The sequence below is a fragment of the Flavobacterium faecale genome, from assembly GCF_048320115.1.
GTDB classification, from domain to species: domain Bacteria; phylum Bacteroidota; class Bacteroidia; order Flavobacteriales; family Flavobacteriaceae; genus Flavobacterium; species Flavobacterium faecale_A.
The window spans coordinates 1,944,359-1,963,438 of the sequence record NZ_CP182943.1 but is presented as its reverse complement, the minus strand read 5'-3'; the positions used below and the strand labels follow the sequence as shown (position 1 = coordinate 1,963,438).

Genomic DNA, 19,080 nt, shown 5'->3' with positions numbered 1-19,080 from the left:
TATTACTTTAGAAATCAGGTTTAGTTTGTTACTAGTCTAAACCTTCTAAGAAACCAGTGTGTGCGCTTTTAATTTTGAAATTAGCATCAAAAAGTAATGGCCAATCATTCCATGGTCTATTTAAATCAACTGAGTTGAATGGAATCCAAGATTCATTGTCTTTGAATCCCCACACTGTTAAGGCATATTTATTTGCTTTTGGTAAAGCGTTGTAGATTTTCACAATCTCTTTGTATTTAGCTTTTTGAAGCAAATTCCTTTCGTTTGTAAAAGTCGTAATATCTCCTTTCGGGTTCATTGCCATATCTAATTCCGAAATATGAATTTTCAATCCTTTGGCTACAGCCTTATTAATATCCGTTTCTATTTGAGCTTTGGTTGGGCTTAAATAAGTATTGTGCATTTGAAAACCTACACCATCAATTAAAGAAGCTGCTTTTAGAGCATCAACAATTACATATACTTGATTTTGTTTAGGTAAATTATCCGATGTGGCATAATCATTATAAAACAACAACAAATCCTTGTCACCTGCTGCGTTTGCGGCTTCGCGTGCCCATTTGAAACAATCTTTCACATAATCTGGCCCCATTCTGGTAAGAAAGACGGTGCTTCTCATAGTGCCGTTATCAGCTACTGCTTCATTGACTACGTCCCAAGATTTTACTTTTCCAGCATATCTTGTAACTACATCAGTAATGTATTTTTTTACTTCAAGTGCAAATTCAGCATCTGTCCCTTTAAAGTTTTTTAACCAAGCTGGAACGGCATTATGCCAAACTAAGGCATGACCGTGAACATTAATTCCGTTGTCATTTCCGTATTTTACAATTTTATCAGCTGCAGACCAATTGTAAACACCACTAGCAGTAGAGATAGGATCCATTTTCATTTCGTATTCAGCCGAAATACTGCTGAATTCGTTTTTCAAAACCACATCATAAGCGCTTCCTGATGTTAATTGATTTGCCTTAATAGCTACTCCTACAAAAAATGGATTAGCCAATTTGTTCGCTTTCACTTTAAGGAAAGTAGGATCTTCAGGAATTACACTTGAGCCGGTTGTGATTACAGTAATTACATTAGAATAAACCGAAATTTGACTTTCATTTTGGGCTCTTACTCTGTAATAATATTTAGTTCCACCATCAAGTCCTGTTACAACTTCATTTAAATCTGTAACAACTTTTGAGTTATAATTAGGTACAAAAGTGGCAAAATCAGGGCTTAATGAAACATCCAAAAGATACGTTTTCGATAAGGAAACATAATTCCACTTGGCTCTAAAGCTCGTATTAGTTACATCAGCGGCAGCATTAGCCATGGGTATTTTCAGGCCATTATTCATTCCTTCATTCTCATTTGAACAAGAAGTAAAAGAGAACAAAATCATGGTGCAAATAAGCAAAATTTTATTTTTCATAAATATTTTTTTTAAGAAAAAGGCTGTAGGTTCACTACAACCTTTTTTAATTTTAAATTGAAGAAGGTGTCAACTTAAATTTTATATTTTAATTTAATATTATCAAATTTTATTGTGGTAGGATTTGGTGTGTCACCTTGTACTATTGCTATTTTGATTTCTTTAATTTTAGAAACATCTAAATTAGTACCTGCTGAGTTTCCTCCATAACCATAATTATCTTTAAAGTCAGCAACTAATATTGATTTAGTTGTCCAATCAGTAGAAGCTACTTTGAAATTGTATCCGTAATTTTTCCCGTCAATAGTGTTTAATTGGATAGCAAAATGAGCATTGGCAACACTAGCACTCACATCAATGTCAAGATAAGTTTTAGTAGCATCAGTATAGCTTGGATTGGCTGCAAAAAAGGCTGTTCCTTCACCACCACTACTACCATTATAGCCATTTGCAGTGGCACCTGCCCATGAATACTGTGCAAAATTACCCGTTGGACCACCTGTTGCTGAAGCATTGAATGAAGCTACATCACCATAAGAAAACCATCCTGAACCAGGTCTTACACCATTACCATCAAAATCAGTTACATTAACAATTGTAAAACCTAAGCTCACCTCAATAGTACGTTTTACGGAACCAGCGGGTGTGGTGATAATTAAATCACCCCCTGAAGTTGCTGTTGCAGGAATATTTATCAACAAAGAATTAGCTGAACTTACAGAATATCCAATAGGACTTCCTTTAAAAGTCACACTAGTCACATCATAAAACCAATCTCCTGTAACCTCAGCCGTTTTTCCCACTAATGGTGTTTCAGGAGCTATGCTCGAGATCGTAGGAAGTGGACGTAAGATTTCAAAATCTTTAACTACTGTGCCATTTTGAGTAATAAATGTGATGGTTTGTTTGCCAAAACGACTTCCTTTACTAACATCAAATGGAATCGTGAAAATGAATGATCTATCAGAGTTATAAGCTGGATTAAAACTTACCTCCACTTTATTATCAATAATGATTTGTTTTAATCCCGATAAAGATTGTCCTTCTACCCTTACTTTTTTGAGAGGAAAAGATTGATTTAACAAATCTCCTGGTTCACCTACGATTGCATCCACTTGTGAAGCAACAATATCATCTTTTTGACACGCCATAAAGGAAACTAAAGTCAAAAATATAAGAATGCTATTTTTTATTTTATTTGTCATAGTAAAAATTAATTAAAATTAAACGGTACAGCTGCTTCTAACAACGAAGGGTTTGTATCAATTGCGGACTGTGGCAAAGGCAATTCAAAATAATTACCACCTGGTGTAATCATTCTTGACAACAATATTGTTCTTGCATCATCAGAATAAAAACCTACTTCTTGTTTAGAAACAATACTAATTGCTTCACTTAATCCTCTACGTTTTAGGTCGAAAAAGTATTGGCCTTCAAGAGCAAACTCAATCCTTCTTTCATTAAACAATTCATCTCTTGTCAATACCGTTTTAGTAGGTAAACCTGCTCTTGTTCTTACTTCATTAAACGCTTTTAAAGCAGATGCATCAGTAGTTGAATTTGCACCAGCTAACTTAGCCTCAGCATGCATTAACAAGATATCAGCGTATCGTAAAATATTTGTGTTTTGTGATGTTCTCATAAAGAACACATCATTTCTTTCTGCTGCAGAACCTACAATGTATTTTCTAAAATTAGCCCCAGTAGCAGAGTAGATTTTTTTGTATTTGAATCCTCCTGAATTGATTAGCAACTCTGGATAAAAATCTCCGTCAGTCATAATGGTATTTATTTTTCTTTTATCATTAGCTTCAAAGCCTTGAATTAAAGAAATGGAAGGCAAGTAAACTCCCCATCCGTCAGCACCACCTGTAATACCGGTTCCTGCAGGAACAATATAAGCTTGGTTTGTGTTTTGAGTTCCCCATTGTGTTGCGATGGCTTTCCATTGTAAAGCAAACATACTTTCGGCACTATTATTAGATTCAGGACTACTAAATAATTTTCCGTAATCTTGAATTAAAGAATATTGGCTACTAATTATTTCTTGTGTCAAAGCTGCACATTCTGAATACTCTTTTAAAGTCAAATGTACTTTGGCTAATATCCCTTTGGCTACTGTTTTATTTACATATCCTTTTTTAGCAGATGTTTCAGGAAGATTCTCCACTGCATATTGCAAATCTAATTTGATGAACTTATAAACATCAGCCACAAGGTTTCTTTTTGGTTGTGCGGCTGATCCTGCTTTAGCAACGATAGGCACCGCCCCAAAAATTCTTACAAGATAAAAATAAGCATTGGCTCTCATAAATCTAGAGATGGCAATAGAGTTTTTATAAGAAGCCTCTGGAAGCTCACTTTTTCTTTCCTCAACTAAACTCATTAAATTATTAGCTTGATCAACAACAGAGAACAATGAAGTATATCCTTCTGTCAAAATAGGGTTTTGAGATGTTACTTGAGCATCTTTAAATTGCTGGTAAGCTCCATCAAATGTAAATGCATTTCCGGCATACATATCCCCTACAGCAATCAAGAATTTATCATTGAAAGCAAACCATGGTTTGAAGTACATACTCTCGGCTATTCCGTCAAAAGGAGTCACTCCTTCTGGTAAATCAGCAGGTGTTAATTGGTTTTCTGAAGGTGCATCTAAAAATTCATTTGAGCACGAAGAAAACAAAGATAAGACTGCCATAAGCAGTGGTATCATAAAAGATTTCATTATTTTTTTCATAACATATATTTTAAGTGTCTTACTATCTTTTTGAGTTAGCTATTTTACAGCTTTTATTAAAATTCTAAATTTACCCCTATAGATGTAGTTCTCGGCACAGGGTATCTACCTAAATCAATACCGTTTAAAGTTACATTTTGATCCAAATTACCTAGAGCCGGATCGAAGCCTGAATAATTTGTGAAAGTGTATAAATTTTGAACATTAAAATAAATTTTTGCCTTAGTAAAAAATGATTTATCTAATAATTTAGTAGGCAAATTATACCCTAGGGTAACACTTTGAATTCTTAGGTAAGAACCATCTTCAACAAATCGATCTGAGATTCTACCGTTTCCGTTAGGATCTGAAAAAGTAAGTCTTGGTGTATTTGTATTTTCATTCACACCAGCTTCAAATGAATTAAGCACAGCTGTACTTGCATTAGAGTATCTGTCACTAAATCCAGGAAAAATACCATCTGTATAATGACGCGTGAAATTATAAATTTCGTTTCCTTGACTTCCTTGAAGTACAATACCTAAGTTTAAATTTTTATATTTAAAATTATTAGTAATAGCATACGTAAAATCAGGAATTGCACTTCCTATAGGCGCTTGATCTTTAGAATCAATTTTACCATCACCACTGATGTCTTTAAAACGAATATCGCCTATTGCTGTACCTGTTTCTTGAATGGGGCCATTTTTTATATCATCGCTATTTCTAAATAATCCATCAGTAACATAACCATAAAACTGCCCTACTGGTTGCCCTTCTGTAGTTCTTGTAACTGTAAATTGATCAAACTGAACTTTTCCTAACAATGATTTGCCAAGTCCTTGAAAACTGGTCAACTCATTAGTATATTTAGAAAAAATAATTGAGGTATCCCATTGAAAGTTTTCATTAGAAATGTTTCTGGTGTTTAAAGAAACATCTATACCATTGGTTTTTATTTCACCTGTGTTTAGGAAAAAGTTCAAGGCACTTTGATTTGACTCGTCGTTGATTTGTTTAGTTAAGAAATCAGAAGATGTTTTGATATAATAATCCACATCTAATTTTATAGCATCATTAAAAAGTCCTACCTCAACTCCAAAGTTTGAAGATTTAAGTGATTCCCATTTTACATCAGGGTTACCTAAATTATCAATAGTAGGTGATGTTCCTCCAAAAGGAGATGCGATTAAGGATAAGATTGTTTGGTATCTGTTAGCTGGAATGTTTTGATTTCCTACCGCTCCATAACCTGCTCTAAATTTTAAATAATTAACAACATTGCTATCTTTAAGAAAATCTTCATTACTCACAGTCCATCCTCCTGAAAATGAAGGAAAGTAACCCCATTTGTTATTAGGTCCAAAATTTGATGAAGCATCAGCTCTTAATGAAGCTGAAAAGGAATACTTATCAGAATATCCATAATTAAATCTTGAAATATAAGAAGTCATAGCCCATCTTCCTGATCCATTTCCATTAATAGCTGTATCAATATCTCCAACATCTAAATTAGTAAAATCACTTGATAAGAATTCCCCTGATCTAAATCCACTCAAATATTCATATTGACTTTGTTGTGACTCTTGTCCCAATAATATTGTGAAATTATGTTTGTCGTTCAAGGTCTTATTGTAGGTAGCAAAATTTTTCACATTCCAATAAAAACTTTGTTCTTGTTGTTTATAAGATCTGTTTAAAAGTTCTGACACGTTTCCTAGAGTATATTTAGGAGCAAATGAACTGTTTTTACCAAAGTTCAAGTCATATCCTAATTCAGTTCTAAACACCAAACCTTTCAAGATTGTAAAGTCAGCAAATAAGTTACCGTTAATTTTATAACGCTCTGTTGTTGCATTATTCAGTTCAGCAAGTGCAATTGGATTTGAAGCTTCGTTACCTGAAGAGCCTAAATTACCTACAGGCCCAGCAAATGATCCATCAGGATATCTCACTGGTAATTCTGGTGATTGTCTTAGGGTATTCATTACTAAACCACCTCGGTCATCATTACGAACTACTCTTTGAGTTGATTTACTCAAGGACATGTTGTTACCAATTTTTAACCATGATTTCATTTTAGCATCAACGTTAAGACGCAAAGACAATCTGTTAAAATCAGAATTGATTACAATACCTTCTTGGTCAAAATAGTTCAATGAAGTATAATATCTTGTTCCATCCTTTTCACCTGAAAAAGATAATTGATGGTTATAAACAGATGCATTTCTGAAAAGTTCTTTTTGCCAATTTGTACCTTCTCCTAGTAAATCTGGGCTTTGGTATTGAAAAGGAATCGGCTCGCCATTAAGCTGATGAATTTTAGTTTGATAGGCTGCATATTGTGGCAAATCAAGAACATCAACAAATTTTGTTGCTGTTTGCGTTCCTAAATAAGTTTCATAAGTAATGATTGACTTTCCTTTTTTACCTGATTTAGTAGTAATTAACACCACTCCATTAGCACCGTTAGCACCATAAATAGCAGTTGCCGATGCATCTTTCAAGATATCAATTGATTCAATGTCCGAAATATTAATGTTTGAAAGTGCCGAATTTTTTGTTTGTCCATTTCCTCCACCTAAAGAACTGAAAGAAAAAGAATCGTTATTCTTATCAGCAAAAACTGGCGTTCCGTCAATTACATACAAAGGTTCATTACCATTGATAGAAGTAATTCCTCTAATTTGCACCGAAATACCTCCTCCTGGCGTTCCAGAATTTTGAGTTACATTAACCCCCGCTGCTTTCCCGATCAAAGCTTGATCAATAGAGGTGAAGGGTTTGTCTTGTAGCTCAGATGCTTTCACAGAAGAGATCGCTCCTGTCACATCTTTCCTCTTAGAGGTTCCATATCCTATTACTACAACTTCATCTAGTTTTTGAGAATCTTCAATCATAACAACCTTCATACCATTTGAGGCTGCTAAGCTGATTGTTTTGAATCCTATATAAGAAAAAACTAGTTTTGATTTTTCAGGCACATTGTTTAGAACAAAGCCTCCATCAAAATCCGTATTAGTTCCATTTTTTGTCCCTTCGACTATAATACTTACACCTGGGAGAGGCAAACCGCTTGATGTAACGATACCTTTAACAGTTTGCGCAAAGAAATGATTCCCTGACATGACTATTATGAGAAATAATAATCTTTTAAATGCTCTTTTCTTCATAAAATTTGTTGGTTTAATTGGTTTTTTGAAATTGAGTTAGTTTCATATTTAATTGTAAATTATTAGTTAAAAATCTTAACTAAAAAACAAGTTCCCCAACATACTAATTGTCACTATGCGGTAAAAAAATGATTTTGTTAAAATCTTCATATCCAAATTACGTTGGTAAGAGCGATTTTGACAAAACAGATGTTGCATTATACAAAACATTTGATGCACAAAAACCCGAAAGGCCTGAAAACAGTAGTTTTAGCATTCTAATAAAAACAACTACGCAACTATTATTTTCTTAAAAACAAGGCTTTTATATTTTGCTTTCGTTAAAAAATGATCATTTATTAGTGTATTAAGAAAAAAAAGCCTTTATTTTTCTTTTTCTAAGTTAACAAAACGGTTGCCTTGAAGAAAAATCATTCCGTGCTTATTTTAATTATATCATAAAATTAAAATGAGTAAAAATTTGTAATTAATATTTAGCATTTGTTTGTATTGATTGTGTCTAAACTTGTTTTAAGCTTCGTAGTACTTCCTGCGTAGTGGCTGGCTTATTTTATTAACTAAAATATAATTATATTATAAAAGGCATCTAGATAAACATTATTAAGGTTAATCCTGTGAATTAGATTGTTGTTTTTGTGATTTTAATTTTGGAGAACATCTAGAGAACAATTGATTATATGAGTTGATAACATCCTAAATCAATGAAGTTAAATTTCTAGTGGTGGAGTTGTTTCAAAAAAAGCAACCTAAAGATTTAATGAGAGAAAGGACCATAAATCGTTTCTCTTGTTTATACCTATACTGACATTAGTTTATTCCTTATGATCCATCCCTTGGGTTGGCAAATGTCCGTATTTATTCCTATAGCATTTAGCGAAATAGGATGAGGAAGTAAAGCCAACTTTAAAACATATCTCGTTGATATTACTATTTCCTTCTTCTATCAGTTTTCGTGCTTGTTCTAGTCGCACATTTCTGATGAATTCATTCACGGACACTCCTGTAAGTGTTTTTATTTTTCGATACAATTGACTTCTACTCAAAAACACTTTTGAAGACAACAATTCGACACTTAATTGTGAGTCGCTGATGTTTTCATTAATAAAACTTAAAGTTTTTTGAATGAATTCATTGTCAAGCGTAGTGGTTTTACCTTTCCCTTGATTAGCAATTCCTGTATAGAATTTATTAAACATAATTTGCCTGCTAGAAATCAACTGAGCAAGACTGGATTTTAAAATATCTAAATCAAAAGGTTTGCTTAAATAAATATCAGCACCTGAGTCTATCCCTTCTAATCTGTCCTTGACCATGGCTTTAGCTGAAAGCATTAACAAAGGAATATGACTTGTTTTCAAGTTTCCTTTAATGCTTTTACATAGTTCTAAACCATCCATCACTGGCATAATTACATCCGTAATGATTAGATCTGGTAATTTTTGCAAGGCTAATTCGTACCCTATTTTTCCATTTTCAGCAACAATAACTTTGTACTGCTTTTTGAGTTCCTGCTTCAGATAATTGCGTAGTCCTGAATTATCCTCAACAATCAGAACGGTATAAACCTTATCAATTTCAGGTTCTTCAACGGTATCTACATCTGTATCTTCAGGCTCTTCAAATTTGTTATTTTTGAGAGAAGATAATACAAATGACTCATTAGTAACCTCAGCTTTATCATAATATGATTTTCCAATAGGAAAAGTCACTGTAAACTTCGTCCCTTCATTCACTTTACTATCTACTTCAATCTTTCCTTTGTGCAATTCGACAAATTCTTTGACCACTTCGAGACCAATGCCGGTGCTTCCGTAATAAACTTTATTTAGATTATTCACTTGATAAAAACGATCAAAAATCTTTTTTATATCTTTTTTATCAATTCCTGATCCTGTATCAGCTACAATGATAGAAAAACTACTGACAAAAGCTCCTTCAATTTTCAAAGCTTCTTCCTTTTTGACAATTGATATATTGATAGTACCGCTATCTGGTGTAAATTTAAAGGCATTAGAAATAATATTAAAAATAATTTTTTCTAACATTTTAGGATCCAACCAATCCGTAATTTTTTGGAATGAAGATTCAAAATTGATTGTTATGTTCCTGCTTTTTGCTTCCTCATCAAAATAACTAATAATTTCTTGGGTAAAATCCACCACCTCTATTTTCTTAACTTGTAAGGATATTTTATTGAACTGTAATTTATTAAAATCCATTAACTCATTGATCAACCTAGAAAGTCTGTCAGAACTTTTGTGTATTGTTTTGAGCTTGTTGAAGGTTTCTTTGGACAAATCTTTGTTTTTGTTTTTCAAAACATCCTCCAAAGGATTAATAATCAATGTAAGTGGAGTTCTAAACTCATGTGAAATATTGGTAAAGAACTGGAGTTTTTTATTATTTAATTTTTCTAACTGAATAGCTTTTTCCCTTTCTAAAACAATAGCTTGCTTTGCCTTAAATCTGTTTTGATAAATTTTGTTTAAATATAAAATCAAAAACACCACTAGACCGATGTATACTACATAAGCAAAATACGTTCTCCACCAAGGAGGCAAGACCCTAATATGTAATTCCAACGGTTCTTGATTCCAACTACCCGTTTTACTGGCTGCTTTTACTTTAAAAACATAATTACCCGCTTCCAGATTGGTATACGTAGCCGTCCTGCTATTTCCGACATAGTTCCATTCTTTTTCAAAACCCTCTAAATAATAAGCATACTCATTTTTACTTGGAAAATTGTAATTTATGCCTACAAATTCAATGGTAAATACCGATTGAGAATGATCTAATGTAATAGACTTTGTTTCAAGGATTACTTTTTGAAGTGGTGAGGATTCCTCTCCAGGAATCATTGATTTATTAAACAATTTGAAATCGCTAAAATAAAGAGAAGGTTCTTTCTCTGTTTTTTTTATTTGATTGGGATCAAAATAATTCATCCCCTCATAACTCCCAAAGTACAAGGTTCCGTAACCATCTTTAAAAACAGCATTATTATTAAATTCATTTACTAAAAGTCCATCATCAACCGTAAAATTTACGCATGACTTATTTTTCAAATCTAACTTTGATAATCCTGATCCACCACTAACCCACAAACAATCATTAGCATCCGAAACGATAGCACGAATGGATTTTTCTTTAAAATTAGGAAACTCGTTATAGCTATAAAATTGTTTCTTTTTTTTGTCATAACTAAACAATCCTCCTCCATCAGTCCCTATCCAAATCGTTTTATCATTAGATTCATAGATCGAAAGAATGGTTTGTATGCTATTGTGTCTTTTAAAATTCCTAATCATTTGGTTTTTCAAGGAGATCACCTTAAATGCATTTCCCGCATTAATGTTTACCTGGTACAACCCCATGATTGTTCCTAACCACAAAACATCATCTGAATCAACAAAAACTTTTCGAACATAAGCCAAACTTTCATCGTTTTTAAATAACGAATTAAAATTGCAATGCACAAATTTATTGGTAGTAGCATCGTAGTAATGCAATCCACTAACAAAAGAACCTATCCAAATTCGGCCCATGGAATCCTCAGAAAAGCTAAAAATTCGATTCGATTTTAATCCTTTAGTATTAGTGGTATTGTAATTTACAAAGTTTTTAGTTCCATATTTCAACACAAAAATTCCTTGATTCCAACTTCCTAACCAAACATTTTGTTTACTATCAATAAAAATGGTCTGAATGTCATTAGCCGTTAACCCTGCATAATAGCTTTGATTATTCTTGTTAATATGAACAATGCTTTTGTCAACAGGATTAAACACGTCCAATCCTCCTCCTTCAGTACTGATCAAAACCTTGCCTGACTTATCCTTCACAACTGAGGTTACAGAACTTGTTTGCAATGAATTATCATTATTCAACAAAGATTCTACAGCCTTAAACTTATTATTTGGCTTATCAAAAATGCCTAATCCTTTATTATAATACCCTATCCAAACTCGTTTGTCTTTATCTTCATATAATGCCCAAACAGAATTAGATTTTAAACTGTAATTATCATATTTACTATGCAAATACCTTTTGATTACTGTTCCTGAATTATCTAACGTTATTAATCCGTCATTCTCAGTACCACACACAATAGCATCTCGTTTACTTGAAATGATGGATAGCACCTTCTTTTGAGTTACTGGAAAATTTTGAAACAAATAACTATCGTTATCTATTTTAATTTTGAACAAACCTTCAGATGTAGTTCCTGCCCATATAAAGTCATTCTTATCTATTGTGATTGATTCAATCGAGGTTGTGATGGGGGTTTTTCGAAACCTATCTTTACATACTGGGAATACCTGGTTATGAGAATCCAAATAAAATATTCCATAATTGGTTCCCAAAAACACAATCCCTTTTTTGTTTTTAGCAAAACCATTAATTTGAAAATTTACCCCTTTTATAAATTTAGACTCAATTAGTTTGACTTTTAAAGTCTTCAAATCTAATTGTATTAAGCCATAACCAAAGGTTCCAAGAAGCAAGTTCCCCTTGTTATCCTGAATGATAGACTTAACTGTTAGTGGTTCAGAATAACCTTTTGCAACGACATCTCCAATCTGTATTTTAGTAAATGTATCTAAATTTCTGTTATACAAACTCAGTCCTTCATCAGTACCAATCCATAAATTATTACTTCTATCGACATAAGTTGCATAAATCAAATTACTATTTACGGTACCTTTTTTTTGAGGACTATACTCATAGCCTACATAATTAACTCCGTCATAACGATACAAACCCGCGCCGTTAGTACCTATCCAAGTGAAACCATAGCTGTCTTGAGTAATTGAGGAAATAGCACGTTTGGAGGTAGCTTCTTTAATGACCCTAAACTGATAGTTTTCAAATTTGTTTTGAGAAAATAACAAATTCACAAAAGTGAAAAATAAAAGTAAAAAATGTTTTGATTTATGAATTGTCATTATAATATTGTTATTCATCTAAATAGAGATATCAAATATAAATAATTTGCTGACTTATATCTTTAAACAGTCAATTAGAAAAATGAAATTATATTAGGAAAGTAAGAAGTACTTTTTCATGAAGACTTACCTACTTGATAAACTATTAATAATAATGAAAAAAAATCCAAGCAAAGTTGTTTACTTGAATTTTTTTAGTTTTAAAAAAACCTTTTAACAGATTACAAAACAAATTTAACTGTTTGATTGTCTGAAGAAACCAACATATATAAGCCATTTGCTAGCGTAGATAAATCATGAGTTGAGTTAGCTGTAACATCCTGAATTGTCTTCACTTTGACCCCAGAGGTATTATAAATAGCGACAGTGTTGACATCACCAATTTTATCTGAAATTTTTAAAGTTTTAGTTGCTGAGTTAACAAACACCACATCAGACAATTTTTTAAAATCTGAAACACTTAATGACTGAGAAGTAACAGTTACATTAATATCATTATTACCATAAACTGCTTGTCCTTCAGGCGTTGAGGTACTTTCTTTTAATTTCACAAACCATTTGTAATTTCCAACAGGAACAATAGCACCATCACAATAAGAATTAAAAGTTAATGTACTTGGACTAGTTGCTATAGGTAAACTACTACCTGAAATTGGAGGATTTGAACCCGTATAATTATTCCCTATATAAATTTGAGTACTCGGCCCTCCGTAATTAATACTACCATCTGGGTTTACAGGAAATAGTTGAATTTGCCATTCGCCCACCGTTACAGTTGATGTATACGTTAAGCTTACTGTAACTGCTGAATTTTGCTGAATAGTAGCTGGCGTACTTTGTCCGTTAATTGTAATTTGCGCTTGTGTAGTGGCTCCAAATAAAATAACAGAAGCCATGATTAGTAATTTTTTCATCATAAATAAGTTTTAAATTGTTAGTGTCATAAAACTACTTGAGATCACTGAAAAATCACGCAACAATTGTTGCAGATTACGAAAATATTGATGCATAATAACACCATACATACTGAAATAACTACAAAAGAGACTTGTTATTTAAAGACAAAACTTCATCAAACAATCAAAAAGCAAACTTTAGTTAACCTTTTCGCAATCTTAAAAAAATATTTTCTATCAATAAAAAAAGTTGGATATCGTTTCTTGTTTAAGAAACCAAATCCAACTCTTTTATTTGATCCAAGACCAACTTGAATCTATTCTTAAAATGTTTTATTTTAATTCAAATTTAGATATTAATCCTTCATTAGAATTACCTCCAACCATAATATTGAAGATTCCTGATTCCACTAGGAATTCCCCATTATTGTTATAAAAACCTAATTCTTTATCCGTCAAAGTAAAACGAACGGTTTTAGTCTCCCCTTTTTTCAAAGAAATCAATTCAAAACCTTTTAACTCTTTTACGGGTCTTGCAAGACTAGCCGCTACATCACGAATGTACAATTGCACCACTTCTTTACCATCATATCCACCAGTATTTGATACATCAACAGAAACCTCAACTGACTCCCCTTTTTTAGGATTTTGATTGTTTATTTTTAGATTAGAATATTTAAATGTAGTATAACTCAATCCAAAACCAAACGGATACAATGCCGTTTTCTCAACATCACTATAATGCGACCAGAAAACATTAGCCTCAGTATTTTCAGGTCTTCCTGTATTGTAGTTGTTATAGTAAATTGGACATTGCCCTACATTTCTAGGAAAAGACATTGGTAACTTTCCACTTGGATTATAATCACCATATAACACTTCTGCAACTGCATTACCCGCTTGTGTTCCCAATTGCCAAGCCTCAACAATTGCTGGAATATTTTCTGAAGCCCAAGGCAAAGCTAACGGACGACCGTTATTTAAAACCAAAACAATTTTCTTGTTTACTTTATATATTTCCTCAAGTAATTGTTGTTGATTCCCTGGTAAACCTAACTCTGTTCTACTGCGTCCTTCTCCACTCTGAAAACCTACTTCACCTAATACCATAACCACTACATCTGCATCCTTAGCCGTTTTTTTAGCCTCTTCAAATCCAGAAAAATCAGTGGTATTAATTTTTAATTCTTGAACAAATAATTGTTCCCCTATTGAGACATCTGTTCCTTTAGCATACATTAATTTATTGTCTTTATACTTTTGTATCCCTTCTAAAACAGAAACGGCAGTATTATCATCAGCAGCAATTCTCCAGCTTCCTAATGGACTATTTTTATCACTAGCCAAAGCACCAATAACAGCAATTTTTAATCCTGACTTTTTTAAGGGCAATAAATTAGTGTCATTTTTCAACAACACAATCGATTTTTTTGCCATATCTAGCACTGCATCATTGTTTGCTTTGTTACCTATAGTAGCTTTTTCATGTGCTTCATCACAATATTTATAAGGATCATCAAACAAGCCTAATTCAAATTTCACACGAAGAATTCTACGTACAGCATCATCAACAACAGATTCTTTTACAGTACCATTCTTAACTAATCCTACTAATTCCTTCACATATAAGTGCGATTCCATATCCATATCTGAACCCGCAATTGCTGCTTTACTAGATGCATCAGCACCATCTTTTGCATACCCGTGAGAAATCATTTCTTTGATTGAAGCCCAATCCGAAACTACAAATCCATTAAATTTCCAATCGCCTTTTAAAATATCTCTGAGTAAAAAACTATTTCCAGTAGCTGGAATTCCGTTCAAAGTATTAAAGGAATTCATAAACGTTCTCGCTCCCGCATCAACAGCTGCTTTAAATGGTGGCAATACTGTATTGTAAAGCTTGGAATGACTCATATCTACGGTATTGTATTCTCTACCTGCTTCAACAAATCCATAAGCTGCAAAATGCTTTGCACAGGCTGCAATTGTATTTCTAGCATCTAGTTTTTCTCCTTGAAAACCCTTTACTCTGGCTGCTGCAATCTTAGTACCTAAATAAACATCTTCACCAGCGCCTTCCATCACTCTTCCCCAGCGGGCATCGTTAGAAATATCAACATTAGGACCAAAAGTCCAGTTCAATCCTGATGCCGATGCTTCATCTGCCGCCACACTAGCTGATTTCTTTATAGCTTCTAAATCCCAACTTGCTGCTTCAGCCAGCGGAATTGGACTCAACGTTTTATATCCATGAATGACATCAAAACCAAAAATTAGAGGAATCCCTAAACGTGATTCTTCTACCGCTATCTTTTGCACCGCACGAACTTCTTTTACACCACGCACATTCAACATGGAGCCTACCCAACCTTTCTTAAGGTGAATGTATTTTTCTTCCTCAGAGCCACCTTCTGGCTTTGGACCTGTAAAATCCCAAGAACCATTATATTGATTCATTTGACCTACTTTTTCATCTAATGTCATTTCCTTCATTAATAAAGAAATGCGTTCTTCTATGTTTTTATTTTTATCTAAATGCTTTTTCGTTTGCGCTACTCCATAAAATGAAAGAGTAAGCAATAAAAATAGTGGGATGCATTTTTGTTTTTTCATTGGTTTAGTTTTTAATAGTAATTGTTCTTAACTGTTATCTTTTCAAATAATACTGCCAAAAAAAAGAATGACATATTTAATCAGAATAGACAAATGTAAAAGTAGTTTTAAAGAATAATTTCACGCAACAATTTTGAAGCATCCTGTAAGACAAATGTTGCACACATCAGTAAAAACAAGTACTAACAACTGATATTCATTTTTAAATACCCCAAAAAAATAATTAATCTAGTAAATCTCTCAACATAAAAATATTTTATTTTCAATCCGCAATCCGTCATAAAACAATATCAAAAAGAAAAATTTCAGATTAAATATAAGTTCTATTTAAGATATTTATAAGTAATGGGATATTACCTTGAATTCCGTACTTTTGCCACCAGTTAAAAACAAAGATTCCAATTCAGCAACCTCTCTTCTATTATCAAGAAGTGTTTTTCTTTAACAGTATTTGGCTAAATTATTTTACTTCTATAAAAATTAATTTTATTTAGCAAAAACATTAAAACATAAATAATTCCATAAAATATTTTCGCTTTTAACCTCAAAAAACCTAGCATTCATATCATATGCATACATAGTATTTTAATTCAAAATAGTCCTTTTTTTTGTTTAATTTCGCTTAATAATTTCGTAACACATCTATGAAAATAAAAATAACTGGTTCAGGTAGTTACATCCCTGAAAACAAAATACACAATACCGACTTCTCCGAACATACTTTTCTAAACGAAGATGGTAGCCCTTTCAAATATCCTAACAATGTAATCATACACAAGTTTAAAGGAATTACAGGAATCGAAAAAAGACGTTATGCCGAGGACGAATATACTTCTTCTGATTTGGCTTTTTTCGCTGCACAAAAGGCTATTACAACTGCCAATATAGATGCTGAAACGATTGATTACATCATTTTTGCACACAACTTTGGCGATGTAAAACACGGTACTGTTCAATCAGACATGCTCCCCAGCTTAGCGACTCGTGTCAAAAACAAACTCCAAATTAAAAACCCAAAATGTGTGGCTTATGATTTGCTTTTTGGTTGTCCGGGCTGGATTGAAGGTGTATTACAAGCCAATGCTTTTATCAAATCAGGAATGGCAAAACGGTGCCTTGTAATAGGTTCTGAGACTTTATCGCGCGTTGTGGATGACCATGATAGAGATTCGATGATTTATTCAGATGGTGCGGGAGCTACAATCATAGAAGCCTCAGATGACGAAACTGGTTTACTTTCATACGAAAGTGCTACCTACGCAATAGACGAAGCTAATTATTTATTTTTCGGAAAATCATACAATACAGACTTAGATCCAGACACAAGATACATCAAAATGCACGGTCGTAAAATTTACGAATTTGCATTGACCAATGTCCCTTTAGCTATGAAAAGTTGCCTTGACAAAAGTGGCGTAGCTATCGAAGATGTCAAAAAAATATTGATTCATCAAGCTAATGAAAAAATGGACGAAGCTATCGTAGATCGTTTTTACAAACTCTACGACAAAAATACTCCTGTAAACATTATGCCCATGTGTATTCATGAATTAGGAAACAGCAGTGTGGCAACGGTTCCAACACTTTTTGATTTATTAGTAAATGGACAAATTCAAGACCACGAAATCAACAAAGGTGATGTCGTAATTTTTGCTTCTGTAGGAGCAGGAATGAACATCAATGCTTTTGTATATCGATATTAGAAGCCATTTCCAGCTATCCACTACAAGTCCACACCCTAAAAAGGTGTTTTTATAAACCCCATAAAGAGCTTCTTTCAGTCGCTTTTATGAGGCAATAAAAACTACCTTTTTAGTGTCGTGGGCTTTTCGTTTCTATCTGGGCTAGGGATATTTGCATAAAAAATATTTCGCCATCTATTCCTTTCTATTCACCATAAACTTGCTTAGCATTACAGATATCTTTGTACATTTGCGCCTTGGATTAAACAAATTAAATCATGTACGAAAAAACGTTTCCGAATAAACGATTCAAACTCACACTTGAATTTTTACAAAAACACATTCCAACCTCTGAAACTATATTTGATTTAGGCGTTCCCAATCCTTTTTCCAAAATAATGATTGAAAACGGCTATACAGTCCTCAATACGAAAGGAGAAGACCTTGACAATGACCAAACCGCATTGCAAACTGAAAACTATTCCGTATTTACTGCCTTTGAAATTTTCGAACACCTACTAAACCCTTATACTGTTTTACAAAGTGTAAAAGCCGATAAGTTGTTAATCTCGATACCTATGAGACTGTGGTTTTCGTCAGCTTATAGAAGTAAAACCGACAAATGGGACAGGCATTACCACGAATTTGAAGACTGGCAACTCGACTGGTTATTAGAAAAAACAGGATTCAAAATTATAGATAGTATTCAATTCACTCATCCCGTGAAAAAAATTGGCTTAAGACCTTTATTGCGATTTTTCACTAACCGTTATTATTTGGTTTATGCCGAAAAAATAAAATAATTAAGCTTTGATTTTAGACAAATCAGACAACGTATAAAATTTCATGTGCTTTTTTTGCACATATTTACAAATGGAGACTAGGTTCTCCATTTTTGTTTGATAATTATCCGTTACCACGTCAACAGTTCTATGAGAATAGAGTATTAATATTTTATGATTCTTTTCAGCATAATCTATAAGATTAATGATGTAAGGCAAACTAAAATGAGGATAATGGCTGTCAATTCCTAAACCGAAAACTACTTTTTTTGAATTTTCGAAATAACAAGCTTGATTCACTGGATTCAGAGCACCATAGGTTGTACCACGTAACACTTTGAATGTATTGAACAACTTCTGATCAACAAGAGGATTCCTTGCTCCATAAGGATAAGCAAAAGAACTAACATTCAAACCGTTTTCTTTCATCTTATCCATCATTGAAACTATCTCATCTTCATAAAATTTTTCAAAACCATTAGCGGCTATATAATCCAAGGTGTTCACATGATTAGCACCGTGTCCTGCAATTTCGTGACCACATTTTTGAAACCACTGAAGCGTTTTTACATTTTCTGGATTCATCTGACTAATTTTACAAACACAGAAAGTAGCCTTCCAATGAAATTCCTTGAGTATCGTATCTGCCATTTTCCAATTTTCAACATAATCATCATCAAAGGTCAAAACCACACCTGAATCTCCAAACTTAGCCTCATCTATCTTAGTTCCGTCTACAACAACCTTTTCTTGATCAACCACCTCCTCTATAGTATCATCCTTACTACAGGAAAACAAAACTACCAAAAAAACAAGGCTACAGCATTTTAAAAGTTTCAT

11 protein-coding genes are annotated in these 19,080 nt (G+C 33.0%); 3 read left to right on the top strand and 8 right to left on the bottom strand.

What is annotated here, in order from left to right; genetic code table 11:
- Window positions 1–31: 31 nt before the first annotated feature.
- From ACNH59_RS08235 to ACNH59_RS08220, 4 genes are all read right to left on the bottom strand, one after another.
- Window positions 32–1,423, bottom strand: a complete 1,392-nt coding sequence (locus tag ACNH59_RS08235; RefSeq protein ID WP_418262070.1) for an endo-1,4-beta-xylanase — start codon at window positions 1,421–1,423, stop codon at window positions 32–34.
- A gap of 74 nt (window positions 1,424–1,497) precedes the next feature.
- Entirely contained in the window at window positions 1,498–2,628 is a 1,131-nt protein-coding gene (locus ACNH59_RS08230) for a hypothetical protein (protein ID WP_418262069.1), read from the bottom strand.
- Between the two features lie 8 nt (window positions 2,629–2,636).
- Window positions 2,637–4,163 carry a RagB/SusD family nutrient uptake outer membrane protein gene (locus ACNH59_RS08225; protein WP_418262068.1) on the bottom strand — a complete coding sequence of 509 codons (1,527 nt, stop codon included), beginning with the start codon at window positions 4,161–4,163 and terminating at the stop codon, window positions 2,637–2,639.
- 56 nt (window positions 4,164–4,219) lie between these two features.
- Complete coding sequence (locus ACNH59_RS08220; protein ID WP_418262067.1) at window positions 4,220–7,315, bottom strand: SusC/RagA family TonB-linked outer membrane protein; 3,096 nt, start codon at window positions 7,313–7,315, stop codon at window positions 4,220–4,222.
- Window positions 7,316–7,443: 128 nt separating this feature from the next.
- On the opposite strand from ACNH59_RS08220, the gene ACNH59_RS08215 reads away from it, so the two are divergent.
- Window positions 7,444–7,608, top strand: coding sequence for a hypothetical protein (locus ACNH59_RS08215; RefSeq protein ID WP_418262066.1), 165 nt, complete (start codon window positions 7,444–7,446; stop codon window positions 7,606–7,608).
- 519 nt (window positions 7,609–8,127) lie between these two features.
- On the opposite strand, the gene ACNH59_RS08210 is transcribed toward ACNH59_RS08215, so the two are convergent.
- From ACNH59_RS08210 to bglX, 3 genes are all read right to left on the bottom strand, one after another.
- Window positions 8,128–12,264: a two-component regulator propeller domain-containing protein gene (locus ACNH59_RS08210; RefSeq protein WP_418262065.1), complete on the bottom strand. Its 4,137-nt coding sequence runs from the start codon at window positions 12,262–12,264 to the stop codon at window positions 8,128–8,130.
- A gap of 221 nt (window positions 12,265–12,485) precedes the next feature.
- Entirely contained in the window at window positions 12,486–13,178 is a 693-nt protein-coding gene (locus ACNH59_RS08205) for a T9SS type A sorting domain-containing protein (RefSeq protein ID WP_418262064.1), read from the bottom strand.
- Between the two features lie 315 nt (window positions 13,179–13,493).
- Window positions 13,494–15,776 (bottom strand): beta-glucosidase BglX, encoded by a 2,283-nt coding sequence (gene bglX, locus ACNH59_RS08200; protein ID WP_418262063.1) that lies wholly within the window; start codon window positions 15,774–15,776, stop codon window positions 13,494–13,496.
- Between the two features lie 644 nt (window positions 15,777–16,420).
- On the opposite strand from bglX, the gene ACNH59_RS08195 reads away from it, so the two are divergent.
- Together ACNH59_RS08195 and ACNH59_RS08190 are read left to right on the top strand one after the other, a co-directional pair.
- Window positions 16,421–17,479 carry a 3-oxoacyl-ACP synthase III family protein gene (locus ACNH59_RS08195; RefSeq protein ID WP_418262062.1) on the top strand — a complete coding sequence of 353 codons (1,059 nt, stop codon included), beginning with the start codon at window positions 16,421–16,423 and terminating at the stop codon, window positions 17,477–17,479.
- A 257-nt stretch (window positions 17,480–17,736) separates the two neighbouring features.
- Complete coding sequence (locus ACNH59_RS08190; RefSeq protein WP_320891142.1) at window positions 17,737–18,261, top strand: methyltransferase; 525 nt, start codon at window positions 17,737–17,739, stop codon at window positions 18,259–18,261.
- Here the strand turns inward: ACNH59_RS08190 and ACNH59_RS08185 are convergent, their stop codons facing one another.
- Window positions 18,262–19,080: a polysaccharide deacetylase family protein gene (locus tag ACNH59_RS08185; protein WP_418262061.1), complete on the bottom strand. Its 819-nt coding sequence runs from the start codon at window positions 19,078–19,080 to the stop codon at window positions 18,262–18,264.

Coding starts and splice junctions, on each gene's coding strand:
- ACNH59_RS08195 (WP_418262062.1), top strand. CDS start 16,421: ATGAAAATAAAAATAACTGGTTCAGGTAGTTACATCCCTGAAAACAAA.
- ACNH59_RS08185 (WP_418262061.1), bottom strand. CDS start 19,080: ATGAAACTTTTAAAATGCTGTAGCCTTGTTTTTTTGGTAGTTTTGTTT.
- ACNH59_RS08205 (WP_418262064.1), bottom strand. CDS start 13,178: ATGAAAAAATTACTAATCATGGCTTCTGTTATTTTATTTGGAGCCACT.
- ACNH59_RS08215 (WP_418262066.1), top strand. CDS start 7,444: ATGATTTTGTTAAAATCTTCATATCCAAATTACGTTGGTAAGAGCGAT.
- ACNH59_RS08210 (WP_418262065.1), bottom strand. CDS start 12,264: ATGACAATTCATAAATCAAAACATTTTTTACTTTTATTTTTCACTTTT.
- bglX (WP_418262063.1), bottom strand. CDS start 15,776: ATGAAAAAACAAAAATGCATCCCACTATTTTTATTGCTTACTCTTTCA.
- ACNH59_RS08225 (WP_418262068.1), bottom strand. CDS start 4,163: ATGAAAAAAATAATGAAATCTTTTATGATACCACTGCTTATGGCAGTC.
- ACNH59_RS08220 (WP_418262067.1), bottom strand. CDS start 7,315: ATGAAGAAAAGAGCATTTAAAAGATTATTATTTCTCATAATAGTCATG.
- ACNH59_RS08230 (WP_418262069.1), bottom strand. CDS start 2,628: ATGACAAATAAAATAAAAAATAGCATTCTTATATTTTTGACTTTAGTT.
- ACNH59_RS08190 (WP_320891142.1), top strand. CDS start 17,737: ATGTACGAAAAAACGTTTCCGAATAAACGATTCAAACTCACACTTGAA.
- ACNH59_RS08235 (WP_418262070.1), bottom strand. CDS start 1,423: ATGAAAAATAAAATTTTGCTTATTTGCACCATGATTTTGTTCTCTTTT.